This window comes from Rhodococcus sp. HNM0569 (assembly GCF_012726205.1).
Taxonomy (GTDB): domain Bacteria; phylum Actinomycetota; class Actinomycetes; order Mycobacteriales; family Mycobacteriaceae; genus Rhodococcus_F.
In genome coordinates, this window is the sequence record NZ_JAASAE010000012.1 from 63,703 (window position 1) to 78,705 (window position 15,003).

The window sequence follows — 15,003 nt, forward strand, 5'->3', positions numbered from 1 at the left end:
GTGGTGGCGGGACTCGGAATCCGAGATCTCGCCCGCACCGGTGGCCCCCGACGTGTCTTCGGACGACGAACGCGACCTGCCGTCGCGCACCGACCCGTTCGTGCGCGAGCTGTCGAACACGATCGGCGGCCCGGTCGGCAGGCACGCGCTCGTCGGACGGGCCCGGTTCTTCACGCCGATGCGGGTGCTGATGCTGCTGGCCGTCGCGTTCCTCGCGCTCGGATGGTTCGCGAAGGCGCCGTGCATCCAGCAGGGCCCGGTCGGTGCCGACGGCGCGCTCGGCCTCGACTGGAACGGCAGCCGCCAGTACGTCGCGATGTGCTATTCCGACACGGTCCCGCTCTACGGGGCCGAGCGGCTCGATCAGGGCGCGTTCCCGTACAAGACGTCCTGGCAGGAAGAGCTCTCCGACGGCACGGTGCAGACGCGGTACATGGAGTACCCGGTCGTTTCCGGTCTCTACCAGTACCTTTCGATGCTCGTCGCGAAGCTGTGGCACGCGGCGCCGTGGCTGCCCGGTGCGCTCGAGGTCGTCGTGTACTTCAACGTCGTCGCGTTCGGGCTGTCGCTCGCATGGCTCGTCACGGTGTGGGCCACCGCGCTGTCCGCGGGCAGGCGCGTGTGGGACGCGGCGCTCGTCGCGTGTTCGCCGCTCGTGATCGTGCACGCGTTCACCAACTTCGACGCGATCGCCACCGCATTCGCCGCGACCGGGCTGCTCGCGTGGGCGCGGCGACGGCCGGTCCTCGCGGGCGTCCTGCTCGGGCTCGGTGGTGCCGCGAAGCTGTATCCGCTCATGCTGCTCGGTCCGCTGCTCGTGCTGTGCCTGCGCTCGGGACGCATCAGGTCGTGGCTCGAGACGACCCTCGCCGCGGCGCTCACGTGGGTGCTCGTCAACCTGCCCATCGCGGTCCTCTACCCCGACGGCTGGCGCGAGTTCTTCCGGCTCAACTCCGAACGCGGCGCCGATCCGGACTCGATCTACAACGTGATCACGTCGTTCACCGGGTGGTCCGGTTTCGACGGCACGCTCGCACCCGGCGAGCCGCCGTCGACGCTCAACGCGGTGTCCTTGATCCTCTTCGTGCTCGTGTGTGTGGGCGTCGCGTGGATCGCGCTCACCGCGCCGAGCCGCCCGCGTGTCGCGCAGCTGTGTTTCCTCCTCGTCGCGGGCTTTCTGCTCACCAACAAGGTGTGGAGCCCGCAGTACTCGCTGTGGCTCGTGCCGCTCGCGGTGCTCGCGCTGCCGCACCGGCGGATCCTGCTCGCGTGGATGACCCTCGACGCGCTCGTCTGGGTGCCCCGCATGTACTACTACCTGGGGGTGTCGAACAAGGGGCTGCCGGAGCAGTGGTTCACGTCGGCCGTCGTGGTGCGAGACGTCGCGGTGATCGCGCTGTGTGTGCTGATCGTGCGGCAGATCTACCGGCCGGGGAGCGATCTCGTGCGCGGTCGCCGCGTCGACGATCCGCTCGGCGGCGTCCTCGACGGGACGCCGGACGCGCCGCCCCGCTGGCTACCGCCGATCCTGCGGCCCCGGGCCGATCACTCGGGCCGCAGCCGGGCGTTCAGCGCGGCCTCGGCGTCGGGCCACGCGTCGTCGGTCATGGAGAACAGTGCCGTGGTGCGCCACGACCCGTCGAGCCGCTGACGGTGTTTCGCGAGCAGCCCCTCGAACTGCGCGCCGAGCCGCAGTACCGCACGGCGTGAGCGTTCGTTGAGCTCGTCGACGTGCCACTCGACGCGCACCGCGCCGAGAGTGACGAACGCGTGGCGCAGCAACAGCAGCTTCGCTTCGGGATTGATCGTGGTGCCCTGCGCCGCCGACGCGAGCCACGTGTAGCCGATCGACAGGTTCCGATGCCGCGGCGTCAGGTCGTAGAGCGACGTCGTGCCGAGGACGGCCCCGGTGTGGGCGTCGACCTGCGCGAAGGCGATGCGATCGGTCGCCGCAAGCGCGGCGTCGACGTACGCGGCCGCGGTGGCGAGGTCGGTGACGGGGGCGGCCGACCACGCGAAGATCGCCGGATCGTCCGCCGCGGCGAGCAGCCCGTCCACGTGGCGGCTCGACAGCGGTTCGAGACGCACGTGCCCGCCCGTGAGGGTCGGGGCGCGGAACCATTCGTGATCCGGTGCCGCGTTCATGCGGTGGCCTCCTGACCGATGCGTGGTGCCGGACTGTCCGGTGGTGGTGCGGGCGGCGCGGGTTCGCGGCGCAAGCGGGCGTGCGCGAACACGAAGAACAGCGCCACGAGCAGCGCCGCCTTACCCCACACCCCGAGCTTGACCATCGTCTCGTAGACGTCCACGTCGGTGCCCGTCCCCAGCGCCCCGAAGTACTTGAACACGCCGATGCCCAGCGACAGGTCGGCGACGAGGTAGGCCGCGACGAGGCCCCACGGCACCCGCAGCAACACGAAGAACGGAAGGATCCACAGCGTGTACTGCGGCGAGTGCACCTTGTGGAAGAGCAGGAAGCCGCACAGCATCGCGGCGCTGACCGCGATCCACGGGAACGTGCCGTCGCGCTGGTAGCGACGCCAGCCGAGGCGCACCGCGAGCGCGAACGCCGCCGCCATCAACAGCGGCGACAGGATCGACACGACGGTGTCGTACGTGCCGGACACCGTGGCGTCGGCCTCGGCACCGAACAGCGGCCGCAGCCCCCAGAACCAGATCGAATTGGTCGTGATGTCGGCCTGCCGGTTCTGCTGGAAGGTGAACGACGCACGCCACCCGTCGTACGACGCGATCGCGAACGGCAGGTTGATCGCGACGACGGTGCCGACCGCCGCGGCGCCCGTTGCGATCGCGCCGCGGATGTCGAGCCGTTCGCGGCCGCGGGCGGTCAGCACATACAGCATGAGCGGCAGCACGAACAGGCCCGGATAGATCTTGAGACAGAACCCGACGGCGAGCAGGACCGCCGCGAGCACGGCGCGTACGCGCAGCGGGATGCGCTCGAACGCCATCACGAACACCGCGCCCACCGACGCCGCGACGACCGGGAGCTCCCAGTTGTGGAAGGCGTACAGCACGAGCGGCGGCGTCGCCGCCCAGAGCAACGCCCACGCCCCGGACAGGCGGCCCAGCATCCACGCCGTCGCGAGCCCGAAGACCGCGAGGAGCAACGCCGAATGCAGCAGGAACGCCGCGTCGGTGTCGGCGCCGAGCGCGCCGAGCCACATCAGCATGCCGCTGAGCACCGGGTACTCGACCGTGCCGCCCGTGAGCATGCCGTCGGGGGTGATCCCACCGCTGACGTACGGGAACACGTGCAGGTCGATGTCGCGCCCGATCCACAGCAACTGGATGTCCGAGTAGCACGCGTGCGTGTCCTTGATCTTGTCGAAGATCAGGCTGCGGCCCCACTCGTCGAACGGTGCGCCCGAGCAACGCGCCTTGTTCAGGTAGCCGGCGAGCAGCCACAGTCCGCACACCGCCGTGACGAAAGCCGCGGTGCGCGTACCGGCGAAACCGGACTCGCCCGACCTCCTGAACGCCATGCGCTCCAGCCTATGTGGCGCGCACCGCCGGCGGGACGGTCGCGGTGCGCGTCGCACGGGCCGAGGCCACGGTCACGCCCGGGTGAGTGCCGATTTCGCTGGTCACGGGCGCTTCATGTAGCCTGGACCGGTTGCCGACGCAGGCGACCCTCCTGCCACGGAAGGTCCGTGGCCGTCACGAGTCCACAGGAGGTGATGAGGTCTCATGCGTCATTACGAATTGATGATCATCCTGGACCCCAGCCTGGACGAGCGCACTGTCGCTCCTTCGCTGGATACGTTCCTCAATGTCATCCGCCAGGACGGCGGCAAGGTCGAGAACGTCGACGTCTGGGGCAAGCGCCGGCTTGCCTACGAGATCGAGAAGCACGGCGAGGGCATCTACGCCGTCATCGATCTGAACGCCGAGCCCGACACGGTCAAGGAACTCGACCGCCAGCTCGGTCTGAACGAGTCCGTGCTCCGCACGAAGGTTCTGCGCCAAGACAAGTGATTCGGCTGACGCCGAGTGTGCGCGGCGCAGGCGAACTGTCTGCATCACGCTCTAGTCTCGGTGCCACTCGAACTCCACTACTGCAGGAGGAATCACTATGGCTCAAGGCGACACCGTCATCACCGTCGTGGGCAACCTGACGGCTGATCCGGAACTGCGCTTCACCCCGGCGGGGGCTGCCGTCGTCAACTTCACGGTGGCGTCCACTCCCCGCATCTTCGATCGTCAGACCAACGAGTGGAAGGACGGCGAAGCGCTGTTCCTCCGCTGCAACATCTGGCGCGAAGCGGCGGAGAACGTGGCGGAAAGCTTGACCCGTGGCTCGCGCGTCATCGTGCAGGGCCGGCTCAAGCAACGCTCGTTCGAGACCCGCGAGGGCGAGAAGCGCACTGTCGTCGAGCTCGAGGTCGACGAGATCGGCCCGTCGCTGAAGTTCGCCACGGCCAAGGTCAACAAGGCCAGCCGCGGTGGTGGCGGCGGATTCGGTGGTTCCTCCGGCGGATCGGGCGGAGGGCGCCCGCAGTCGAACAACTCCTACGGCGGAGACGATCCGTGGGGCAGCGCGCCGCAGGCGTCCGGCTCCTTCGGTGGCTCCGGCGGTGGGAGCGACGAGCCCCCGTTCTGATCCGTACCCGATCGGAACATCCAGGAAAGAAGTACACACATGCCTAAGCCGCAGCTTCGCGACAAGGTGATGAAGAAGAAGGTCTGCGCGTTCTGCAAGGACAAGAGCGCCCAGATCGATTACAAGGACACGGCTCTGCTGCGCAAGTTCGTCAGCGATCGCGGCAAGATCCGCGCCCGTCGTGTCACCGGCAACTGCGTCCAGCACCAGCGCGACGTCGCTGTCGCCGTCAAGAACTCCCGTGAGGTGGCTCTGCTTCCTTACGCCGCTTCGGCTCGCTGAGGAAAGGAAGACCAGACATGAAGCTCATTCTCACTGCTGACGTCGAAAACCTCGGTGCGCCCGGCGACACCGTCGAGGTCAAGGACGGCTACGGCCGCAACTACCTGCTCCCGCGTGGACTGGCCATCGTCGCGACCCGTGGCGCGCAGAAGCAGGTCGAGGGCATCAAGCGCTCGCAGGAAGCCCGCGCCATCCGCGGTCTCGACCACGCCAACGAGGTCAAGCAGGCCATCGAGGGCCTCGAGTCCGTCACGCTCACGCGCAAGACCTCCGGCGACTCGGGCAAGCTGTTCGGCTCGGTCACCACGGCCGACGTCGCGGCTGCGCTCAAGGCGGCCGGTGGCCCCGTCGTCGACAAGCGCAGCATCGAGCTGCCGAAGACGCACGTCAAGTCGACCGGCAAGCACTCCGTCGCGGTCACCCTGCACCCCGACGTCGTCGCCAAGTTCGATCTGACGGTCGTCGCCGAGTGACGATCGCCTGACACACGGCTGAAGCCGGGCCCCGCACGCTTTCGGGTGTGCGGGGCCCGGCTTTTTCCTGCTTTCGATACCTTTCGCGACTGTGTGGAGTGTCACTGGGAGTTAACGGCACCCGGTGTCAAATGTGATGCGCGCCACGGACGTGTTTGCCCGTCGTTCACCCAACACGCCCGAGTTGTCAATACTCGGCGACACGCCGGAAACCTGTGCATCCACAGCTGTGTGAACCAATAAAGCGCCGCTGAACTGGCAAAACGAAATTGTGAGATGTGACTATCCTCAGGTTGTCCCCATGGGGTACACATCCCTTCCCAGCACTTTCCCCAATTTATCCACAGTCCTGTGCACAACCTCGTTTGATCACGAGCCAGCAAATCCATAACGTTCTTCTCGGCGAGTCGAACGGCGGCGTGGGCCGCCTCGCGAGGATCCTCGAACGTGTCGGTACCGGCGCGTAGAACGGGCATCGCAGGGCCACACGATTCGCGACGGGAGGGTGACGGATGGCGGTAGTCGACGATCGAGGCCATTCCGAGTACCCCGAGCCCGAGTCGGGTGAGGAATTCGGCAGGCAGCCACCCAACGACATGGCCGCCGAGCAATCGGTGCTCGGCGGCATGCTGTTGTCGAAGGACGCCATCGCCGACGTCCTCGAGGTGCTCCGGCCGGGCGACTTCTACCGGCCCGCGCACCAGTCGGTGTACGACGCGATCCTCGACCTCTACAGCCGCGGCGAGCCCGCCGACCCGGTCACGGTGTCCGCCGAACTCGACCGGCGCGGCGAGCTACGTCGTGTCGGCGGCGCGCCCTATCTCGTCACGCTCACCCAGACGGTCCCCACCGCCGCCAACGCCGGCTACTACGCCGAGATCGTCGGCGAGAAGTCGATCCTGCGGCGTCTCGTCGACGCCGGCACACGCATCGTCCAGTACGGCTACACGGGCGCCGACGGCCAGGACGTCGCCGAGGTCGTCGACCGCGCACAGGCCGAGATCTTCGAGGTCACCGAGCGCCGCACCACCGAGGACTTCGTGCCCCTCGAACAGCTGCTGCAGCCCACCATGGACGAGATCGACTCGATCGCGTCGCGCGGCGGCATCTCGCTCGGCGTCCCCACCGGCTTCGCCGAACTCGACGAGGTCACCAACGGACTGCACCCCGGGCAGATGATCATCGTGGCGGCCAGGCCGGGTGTGGGTAAGGCGCTCGCACTCGACACTCCCCTGCCCACGCCCGCCGGTTGGACCACGATGGGTGACGTCCAGGTGGGCGATCACCTTCTCGACGCCGACGGCAAGCCCACCCGCGTCGTCGCGGCCACAGAGGTGATGGTCGACCGGCCGTGCTACGAGGTCGAGTTCTCCGACGGCACCGTCATCGTGGCCGACGAGCAGCATCAGTGGCTCACGGTGGTCGGCGGTGTTTCCGGGGTTCGGACGACGGCCGAGATCGCCGGATCGCTCGACGCGGTGCACGAGCTGCCGTTCGACGACGGCCGCAAGGTCACCACGGTCCGTGCGGTGGTGAGCGTTCCGGTGCGCTGCGTCGAGGTCGACAACCCTGCGCACCTGTACCTCGCCAGCCGCGCGATGGTTCCCACGCACAACTCGACATTGGGCATGGACTTCCTGCGGTCGTGCTCGGTCAAGCACGGCATGGCATCGGTCATGTTCTCGCTCGAGATGAGCAAGTCCGAGATCGTGATGCGTCTGCTGTCGGCCGAAGCGAAGATCAAGCTCGGCGACATGCGGTCGGGGCGCATGACGGACGACGACTGGACGAAGCTCGCGCGCCGCATGAGCGAGATCAGCGAAGCGCCGCTCTATATCGACGACTCGCCGAACCTCACCATGATGGAGATCCGCGCAAAAGCGCGGCGGCTCAAGCAGAAACACGACATCAAGCTCGTCGTCGTCGACTACCTCCAGCTGATGACGTCCGGCAAGAAGGTCGAGTCGCGGCAGCAGGAAGTCTCCGAGTTCTCGCGTAGCCTCAAGCTGCTCGCGAAGGAACTCGAAGTGCCCGTGGTAGCGATCTGCCAGCTCAACCGTGGTCCCGAGCAACGCACCGACAAGAAGCCGATGGTCTCCGACCTTCGCGAATCGGGCTCGCTGGAACAGGATGCCGACATGGTCATCCTGTTGCACCGCCCCGACGCGTTCGAGCGCGACGACCCACGCGGCGGCGAAGCCGACCTCATCCTCGGCAAGCACCGCAACGGCCCCACTGCCACCATCACCGTTGCGCACCAGCTGCATCTGTCGAAGTTCGTGGACATGGCACGCGGCTGACGCACCTCGTCGAACGGGCGGTTTCTCGACTATCGCGCGAGTGGAAATCTGCGGAACAGCCCGTTCGGCAAGGGAACTGAAGAGTTCACTCCTCGACAGGCGTGGTGTGCGAGAGCATGCAGCGCCAGCCGTCGGCGGTGCGGACGTAGACGTCGGTGGTCCATTCGTCGGCGCCGAAGGTCTCGTCGTCGAACTGTGCGGTGTTGGTGACGCGAGCCGAGCGGACCGCGGTGTCGCCGTACACCCGGATCCGTTCCGTGCCGGCGACGGTGTTCATAGCGGAGTGCGTGAGTTGACCGGACTCGACGAGGTCGAGGAAGGCGGCGACGGTGCCGATGCCGTCACCGTCGACGATCGCCCAGTCGGGGGTGACGGACGCGGCGATCGCGTCGGGGTCGTTCGCGACGATCGCGCGCTCGAACGCGACTCCGGCGTCGTGTACGGCAGCGGCATCGTCCGAGGGTGCCATGCCGTCATGCTGACACCACACGCCGCCGGGTGTGGGCGAAATGGCCGATGACCATGCCCGACGGGTCGAAATCTTGCACGCTGAGAAGGCACGGACAGCGCGTGGGGAGGTGCTTCATGAACGGTCTCGCGGCCCGGCTGGGCGAGCTGCGCGGCGAGCTTCGCGACCTCCGCTCCGCAGCCTTGGATGCCGAGCAGGAGGCGGGTGAGCGCATCGCCCGGGTGGCACCGGAGCATCGCGACGCGGCGGCCAACATGGTGCGCTACTGCGCACTGCGCAGCCGTGACCTGCGCGGTCTGCAGGATCGACTCGCCCAGGTCGGTCTGTCGTCGCTCGGGCGCATGGAGCCGGACGTGCTGCGCAATCTCGACGCGGTCCTCGCGATGGTGAACGCCGCACTCGGCGACTCCACCGACGATGCTCCCGCGGACGTCGACACGGGTGAGGCGGGCGCCGAACTGTTCCGCAAGGCGGCGGCGCTCCTCGGCGGCGCGCCCGACGATCGCAGCACGCGGATCATGGTGACGATGCCGAGCGACGCGGCGACGGATGCGGCCCTCGTGCGGTCCTTCACGGCGGCGGGCATGGATCTTGCGCGCATCAACTGCGCCCACGACGGCCCCGAGGAATGGGCGGCGATGGCGGTACATGTGCGCTCGTCGGGAGAGGACGTGCGCATCGCGATGGACCTCGGCGGCCCGAAGTTGCGCACCGGCCCGATCCGGCCGGGCCCGGAGGTCGTGAAGATCAAGCCACGACGCGACGCGGCGGGCCGGGTGCTCGCGCCGTCGGCGGTGTGGCTGGGACGTGCTCCCCTCCATGCCGACGACACCGCGGTGCCGGTCGCCGGCACCGGGTGGCTGGCGCGGCGCGTCGTGGGCGACCGGATCGACTTCCGCGACGCGCGCGGCAGGCGTCGGCGGATGCGGGTGGTCGAGACGACCGGCACCGGTGTGCACCTGTTGGGTGACCGCACGAGCTATCTCGTGCCGGGCACGGCGATCGGCGTCGGGAACGACTCCACCACGATCGGCCCCCTGCCTGCCACGGAACAGGCATTGCGGGTGAGCCGCGGCGACGCCCTCGTGCTCACGGCGTCGCAGGAACCCGCGGAGCCGACATCCGACGGCAGGCACCGCATCGGGTGCAGCCTGCCGGACGTCTTCGGGGCCGTCCACGAAGGCCACCGGGTGCTGTTCGACGACGGCAAGATCGGCGGCGTCGTGACGTCGGTGTCCGAGAACGAGATCCATGTCGGTATCACGTCCGCGCCGATCGGCGGGACGAAACTCAAGGCGGGAAAGGGAATCAACCTGCCCGACACCGAGCTGCCGATTCCGGCGCTGACCGACGAGGACAAGGCCGATCTCGATTCGGTCGTCGAGCTCGCGGACATCGTGGAGATCTCGTTCGTGCGATCGGCCGCGGACGTGCGTGAGCTGCTCGAGCTGTTGGACGCGCGCGACGCGCCCGAGCTCGGTGTCGTCGTGAAACTCGAGACGGTCGCGGGCTTCGCCGCCCTTCCCGAGGCGCTGCTCGAGCTGATGCGCCGTCCGCGCGTGGGGGTCATGATCGCGCGCGGAGATCTCGCGGTGGAGGCGGGTTTCGAACGTCTCGCCGAGGTGCAGGAGGAGACGCTGTGGCTGTGTCAGGCGGCGCGGGTACCGGTGATCTGGGCGACGCAGGTGCTCGATTCGCTCGCCGACGCGGGCGTGCCGACGCGCGCCGAGGTGACCGACGCGGCGCAGGGCGAACGCGCGGAATGCGTGATGCTCAACAAGGGTCCGTACATCGTCGAGGCGATCGGTGCCCTCGACGACATCCTCCGCCGCATGCACGGGCACCTCTACAAGAAGAACCCGCTGCTCCGACGGCTGACGTCGTGGCGGATCGGCGACTGAACCGGCTCACACCTCGAGCATCGGCAACAGGAACTTGCGGGCGACGGCGGCGACCTGGTCGTCGTCGTGGAGGTCGACGGTGCGGCTGGGCACCATGAGGAACGACGCCGAGATGCGCACCATCATCTCGGCGACGAGGTCCACGTCGAGGTCGCTGGACACGGTGCCTGCGCGCTGTTCGCGGCGCAGCTGGCCTGCGACGAACTCCTGCACCGCGGCGAGGTTGCGGCCGCCGTCGCCCACGATCGAGCCCTGCCCGCCGGGTTCGGCGCCGATCAGTTCGGAGATGAGTGGATTGCCGGAGATCGAGCGAAGGGAGCTCACGAATCCGACGACGACGCGATCGGCGACCGTGGGTGCTTGCGCGATGTCGACGAGGAATTGGTGGAAGTAGCGCCGGAATTCGCGGAGGACGACCTCGTCGACGAGCGCGTCGCGCGTCTCGAATTTGCGGTACACGGTGACTCGGGACAGGTTCGCTTCGCGCGCGACGTCTTCCATCGAGGTGCGCGCGATGCCGCGTCTGCAGAACTGCTCGTATGCGGCGTCGAGGAGCCGCGTGCGTGTCGCGTCATCGTTGTCGGCGACGGGTGTCACGAGGGCACGCTCGAACAGGGTTTTCGGCTGGGACGCCTCGTTTCCGACCTGCTGCGACGGGACCACGCGCTCCTCCTTCGGTCGGGCGGGCCCGGGTTGTCGACCATCACTGGCAGACCGCGGCGCCCGTTGTGCCGCGCACTCATTGTGGCGGTTTCCCTTCCTATTGTGGCCGACCCGTGCTATCACTGCGTAACGACGTTACAAAATCTGTGTCATTGCCTCATGGTTCGAGTTGAACGGGTGATGACGCCAACGAGGGGTGGCGTCCGACGCGGCGCCCCACCGACGAGGGGTAACGGTATGGACGAGATCAACAGGCGGAAGGTACTCGAGGCCGGCGGAGTCGGCGCACTCGGCGCTCTCGGCGCATTCGCATTCGCGACGCCCGCCGCTGCGAGGCCGTGGCGGTGGTCGCCCGCCGGGTCGATTCCGGGTACCGGCAGCGGCGCGGACCCGACACAGGTGTGGGACGAAGAGGCCGACCCGCTCGTCGCGTCGCTGCTCGACCGTGGCGAGTCGGCGCGAGTCAACGAAGTGCTGCGCAACTGGAAGACGAACGCTCAACCGCTGCCCGCCGGGTTGCCCGGTGACGTGCACGATTTCGTCGAACGCGCACGGCAGATGCCGTCGTGGTCGGATTCGGCGAAGCTCGACGCCGCGGTGCGCTTCAACGACAAGCGTGGCCTGTATCTCGGTGTGCTGTACGGCTTTGCGAGCGGCATGATGAGCACGGTCATCCCGAAGGAAGCGCTCGCCGTCTACTACTCGAAGGGCGGCGCGAACATGAAGCGCCGCATCTCGAAGACCGCGAAGCTGGGCTACGACATCGGATCTCGCAACGCATACGCGCCGGACGGGCAGATGATCGTGACGGCAGTCAAGACGCGTCTCGCGCACGCAGGCGTGCGGCACCTGCTGCAAACGTCGCAGACGTGGAATCACATGGCGCCCGAGGATATTCCGATCAGTCAGCGCGACATGATGGTCACGTGGCACAGCCTGCCCACTACCGTGATGCGCACGCTGAAGGCGTGGGAGGTGCCCATCGCACCCGACGAGTCCGAGGGCTTCCTGCATTCGTGGCAGATCTCGGCGCACATGCTCGGCATCGAGGATCAGTACATTCCGGCGACCTGGGACGACGCGGAGTCGCAGGCACGTGAGGTGCTCGACCCCATCCTCGCGCCCACGCCGGAAGGCCTGAAGCTTGCGGACATGCTGCTGGACTTGGGGCAGGGTATCGACCTCACGCTGCTCAGCCGCCCCATCCTGGGGGCGCTCACGCGGTTCACGCTCGGCGACAAGATCGCCGGCTGGCTGAACATTCCACGGGAACCGGTGTGGGACACCCTGCTGAACACGGCGTGGGGTCCGTTCATCAAGGTGCGTGAGGGTCTGCTGCCGCTTCCGTTCGCACCCGACGCGTACTGGACGTTCGACGAGTTGCTCCGCCAGTTCGTGCTGCTCTACATGGGTGAATTGGGAGCGCTGAGCATCGAGATCCCCGAGCACAACAATCCGAATTACCCGTAACGGCTACCGCACCGGTCAGAGAACGGAGGCTGCGGTGGCGGCGGTGATCGGCGCTTCGACGAGCGAGATCGCCACGACGAGCCCGAGCCAGAACGCGGGCGCGAGCAGTTCGAGACCGATCCACACATCGCTCATCGTTCACCTCGCTGGTCGGTGCTCGGGTGCCTCGACCCTAACGCGGGGCGGCCCAGTCGCGGCCCCAGGACGTCGCGGACGGCCGCGCGCACTGCGTCGGCGTCGGCACCGCTCTCGATGAGTGCGGTGGACTGGTGAACGAGGCTGTTGACCAGGTCGGCGACCAGTTCGGGCCGGGGCGACCCGCATTCGACCAGCGCCCCGACGAGTGGAGTGGTGAGCCCGTCGTGCAGCGCGGCGAGCCGGTCCTCGGACATCGCCCCCGGCTCGAGCCGAGCGAGCGTGCCGACGACGGCGTGCTCGCCGTCGACGACGAGTTGCAGATTCGCGTCGACGTACGCGAGCACCTTCTCTTCCGGAGGCACCCGGTCCATCGCCGCGGTGACCCGCTCGTTCCAGCGCGGGAAACGGTCTTCGAGGACGGCCGCGAGCAGGTCGGTGCGCGACCGGAAGTAGTGGTAGACGCTCGACCGCGCGAGCCCGGCCTCTGCCGCCACGTCGGCGAGGCCGGGAGCGCGGTCGGGTGCTTTCGACAGCAGCGCGTACGCCGCGTCGACGAGGGCCCGACGCTGCGCCTCGTGGTGTTCCGCCACCGTGGCGGCCGAGATCTTCGGCATCGGTCTCCTCCCGTGGGCCGGACCGCTGCGTGCCGCGCCCGCGTGCTGTCAGTCCCGGTAGGGGTGCACGGCGCCGTCGACCATCTCGAGGACACGGTCGCAGTGGTGCAGGACGTCGTGGTCGTGGGTGACCATGATCGTAGCGACCCCGGCCTCGTGGGTTTCGCGCGCGAGCAGTTCGACGATCTCCTGGCTGCGGGTGCGGTCGAGCGCCGCGGTCGGCTCGTCGACGAGCAGCAGTGTCGGATTCCCCATCAGCGCGCGGGCGATACCGACGCGTTGCCGCTCGCCGCCCGAGAGCCGGCCCGGCCGCTTGTCCGCCCGGTGCGACATTCCGACCGCGTCGAGCAGCGCGTCCGGGTCGCGTCCCGGGCGTCCGGTGATCTTCGTGACGAGCACGAGCTGGTCGCGTGCCGTGAGCGCGGGAATCAGATTGCCGGACTGGAAGACGAAGCCGATCCGGTCGCGGCGCAGCGCCGCGAGCCGTCGCCGCGACATGCCGCCGAGGACTTCCTCGCCGACGCGAACCGTGCCGCTCGTGGGCGAGGTGAGGCCGCCCGCGACGGCCAGCAGGCTCGACTTGCCCGCGCCCGACGGGCCGACGATCGCGACGAGTTCCCCACGCCGCACCTCCAGGTCGACGTGGTCGAGCGCGTCGACGGTGGTGTCGCCGTCGCCGAACGTGAGGACGACGTCGTCGAGGGACAATCCGGTCGACATCGTCTGGGTGGCGGTGGTGCCGGTGCCCATCGGTTCTCCTGCGTTCATCGGTTCTCCCCCAGCGCTGCGAGCGGATCGACTCGGGTGATGCGTACGATCGCGACGGCCGCGCCGATCAGGCCGAGCGCGGTGAGCAGCAGCGCGCCGTCGACGACGGGGCGCGCCTCCAGTGCGAACGGCATGCCGCCGCCTTCGAGTTGCGAGCCGAGCGCGAGACCGAGTGCGACGCCGACCAGGACGGACCCGACGAGGACGATCGCCGCCTGGATCAGGCCGTCGCGCAACAGGAATCCGGTGGAGGAGCCCATGGCGCGCAGCACGGCGAGCTCGCGGGTGCGCTGCACGGTCCAGATGCTGAAGAACGCACCGACGACGAGCGCCGAGATCGCGTACAGGAACATCTTGATCATAGACATGGTCATCATCTCGGCCGAGAAGCCGGGTGAGGAGTCGTACGACTCCTCGAGGCTCGTCGACGTCGTGCCTGCGGCCGCGTCGCCCGCCGCGAGATCGGGCATTCCGTCGACGCCGCGCAGCGCGACGACGGACGCCTCGTCGTACGCGCGGGGATCGGTCGTCTCGCCCGCACGAGTGCCCGCGTGGATCTCCTGCCATGTGCTCAGCGGCAGGTAGGCGACGTCGACGTGGCCGAAAGTGCGCTTTTCGGAGGTGAATCCGACGACAGTGAGTTCGGTGTCCACGCGATCGAGGACGATGGTGTCGCCGAGCGCGATGCCCTCGTCCTGGAGTGTCGCGCTCACGACGACGTCGTGGTCGCCGGTCAGTCCGTGGCCCTGTGCGGCCTCGGGTTCGAGGAACGAGCCGGGCGTGATGCCGTAGAGCGTGAGGTCGACGGGTGCTCCGGAACCGGTGTGTGCGTTGACGATCGCGTTGCCCATGAGTTCCGCGTCGGCGACGTCCGGGCGCGCCGCCCACTCGTCCGCCTGTTCCCGGGTGACGACCGAGCGCGAGAACGCGGAATCGGTCTTGGTGCCTTCCTCGAATGCGAAGGAGTCGACGGACGACTGCCGCAGCGACGACACGCCGTCGTCGACGAGTCCCGACGACAGCCCGGACAGGATGACGACGAGGATCGAGATGAGGGCGACGACCGCCCCCATCAGGAGGAAGCGGGTGCGCGCGAACCAGAGTTCGCGCAGAGCGAGGAACATGACGCCTCCCGACGTTTTATCGACATGGTGTCGAAATGATATCGACAGTGTGTCGGGAAGCTGCGGCGGGGTGTGCCGGCCGTCGCCGAACGGGCGGTATCGCAGAGAGCTACTCGGGCGATCGTCGCGACATCGCCCGTTCGACGCGATCGTTGTGCAGTGAAACCCTTCGACCAG

At 68.1% G+C, this 15,003-nt stretch carries 15 protein-coding genes; 8 read left to right on the forward strand and 7 right to left on the reverse strand.

All coding sequences use genetic code 11. The features are described from left to right. The first annotated feature begins 25 nt into the window (after nt 1-25). Nucleotides 26-1,651: a glycosyltransferase family 87 protein gene (locus HCA44_RS16000; RefSeq protein WP_346764758.1), complete on the forward strand. Its 1,626-nt coding sequence runs from the start codon at nt 26-28 to the stop codon at nt 1,649-1,651. Here the strand turns inward: HCA44_RS16000 and HCA44_RS16005 are convergent. Continuing rightward, nucleotides 1,546-2,145: a GNAT family protein gene (locus HCA44_RS16005; RefSeq protein WP_169650142.1), complete on the reverse strand. Its 600-nt coding sequence runs from the start codon at nt 2,143-2,145 to the stop codon at nt 1,546-1,548. The two genes, HCA44_RS16000 and HCA44_RS16005, sit on opposite strands and share 106 nt — an antisense overlap. Continuing rightward, on the reverse strand, nt 2,142-3,506 hold the full coding sequence (locus HCA44_RS16010; protein WP_169650144.1) for a glycosyltransferase 87 family protein: 1,365 nt from the start codon (nt 3,504-3,506) through the stop codon (nt 2,142-2,144). Before HCA44_RS16010 ends, HCA44_RS16005 begins: the two co-directional genes overlap by 4 nt. A gap of 205 nt (nt 3,507-3,711) precedes the next feature. On the opposite strand from HCA44_RS16010, the gene rpsF reads away from it, so the two are divergent. The 5 genes from rpsF (at nt 3,712) to dnaB (ending at nt 7,679) form a co-directional block, all read left to right on the forward strand. Then, nucleotides 3,712-3,999 (forward strand): 30S ribosomal protein S6, encoded by a 288-nt coding sequence (gene rpsF, locus HCA44_RS16015; RefSeq protein ID WP_169650146.1) that lies wholly within the window; start codon nt 3,712-3,714, stop codon nt 3,997-3,999. A 97-nt stretch (nt 4,000-4,096) separates the two neighbouring features. After that, nucleotides 4,097-4,624: a single-stranded DNA-binding protein gene (locus tag HCA44_RS16020; protein WP_169650148.1), complete on the forward strand. Its 528-nt coding sequence runs from the start codon at nt 4,097-4,099 to the stop codon at nt 4,622-4,624. Between the two features lie 39 nt (nt 4,625-4,663). Then, nucleotides 4,664-4,906: a 30S ribosomal protein S18 gene (gene rpsR / locus HCA44_RS16025; protein WP_169650150.1), complete on the forward strand. Its 243-nt coding sequence runs from the start codon at nt 4,664-4,666 to the stop codon at nt 4,904-4,906. Nucleotides 4,907-4,923: 17 nt separating this feature from the next. Next, nucleotides 4,924-5,379, forward strand: a complete 456-nt coding sequence (gene rplI, locus HCA44_RS16030) for a 50S ribosomal protein L9 (protein WP_169650151.1) — start codon at nt 4,924-4,926, stop codon at nt 5,377-5,379. Nucleotides 5,380-5,891: 512 nt separating this feature from the next. Continuing rightward, nucleotides 5,892-7,679: a replicative DNA helicase gene (dnaB, locus tag HCA44_RS16035; RefSeq protein WP_169650153.1), complete on the forward strand. Its 1,788-nt coding sequence runs from the start codon at nt 5,892-5,894 to the stop codon at nt 7,677-7,679. 85 nt (nt 7,680-7,764) lie between these two features. Here the strand turns inward: dnaB and HCA44_RS16040 are convergent, their stop codons facing one another. Then, nucleotides 7,765-8,148 (reverse strand): nuclear transport factor 2 family protein, encoded by a 384-nt coding sequence (locus HCA44_RS16040; RefSeq protein WP_169650155.1) that lies wholly within the window; start codon nt 8,146-8,148, stop codon nt 7,765-7,767. 116 nt (nt 8,149-8,264) lie between these two features. Here HCA44_RS16040 and HCA44_RS16045 point away from each other — a divergent pair, with 116 nt between their 5' ends. Beyond that, on the forward strand, nt 8,265-10,049 hold the full coding sequence (locus HCA44_RS16045; RefSeq protein WP_206038240.1) for a pyruvate kinase: 1,785 nt from the start codon (nt 8,265-8,267) through the stop codon (nt 10,047-10,049). A 6-nt stretch (nt 10,050-10,055) separates the two neighbouring features. Here HCA44_RS16045 and HCA44_RS16050 read toward each other — a convergent pair whose 3' ends face one another. After that, nucleotides 10,056-10,664, reverse strand: coding sequence for a TetR/AcrR family transcriptional regulator (locus tag HCA44_RS16050; protein ID WP_206038251.1), 609 nt, complete (start codon nt 10,662-10,664; stop codon nt 10,056-10,058). Nucleotides 10,665-10,949: 285 nt separating this feature from the next. On the opposite strand from HCA44_RS16050, the gene HCA44_RS16055 reads away from it, so the two are divergent. Beyond that, complete coding sequence (locus HCA44_RS16055) at nt 10,950-12,182, forward strand: oxygenase MpaB family protein (protein ID WP_169650159.1); 1,233 nt, start codon at nt 10,950-10,952, stop codon at nt 12,180-12,182. A 131-nt stretch (nt 12,183-12,313) separates the two neighbouring features. Here the strand turns inward: HCA44_RS16055 and HCA44_RS16060 are convergent, their stop codons facing one another. From HCA44_RS16060 to HCA44_RS16070, 3 genes are read right to left on the reverse strand one after another with little or no spacing between them, the layout of a single operon-like run. Further along, on the reverse strand, nt 12,314-12,934 hold the full coding sequence (locus HCA44_RS16060; protein WP_169650161.1) for a TetR/AcrR family transcriptional regulator: 621 nt from the start codon (nt 12,932-12,934) through the stop codon (nt 12,314-12,316). A 48-nt stretch (nt 12,935-12,982) separates the two neighbouring features. Beyond that, entirely contained in the window at nt 12,983-13,702 is a 720-nt protein-coding gene (locus HCA44_RS16065) for an ABC transporter ATP-binding protein (RefSeq protein ID WP_240945572.1), read from the reverse strand. Then, nucleotides 13,699-14,826, reverse strand: a complete 1,128-nt coding sequence (locus HCA44_RS16070; protein ID WP_169650162.1) for an ABC transporter permease — start codon at nt 14,824-14,826, stop codon at nt 13,699-13,701. The genes HCA44_RS16065 and HCA44_RS16070 overlap by 4 nt, the downstream gene beginning before the upstream one ends. Between the last annotated feature and the right edge of the window lie 177 nt (nt 14,827-15,003).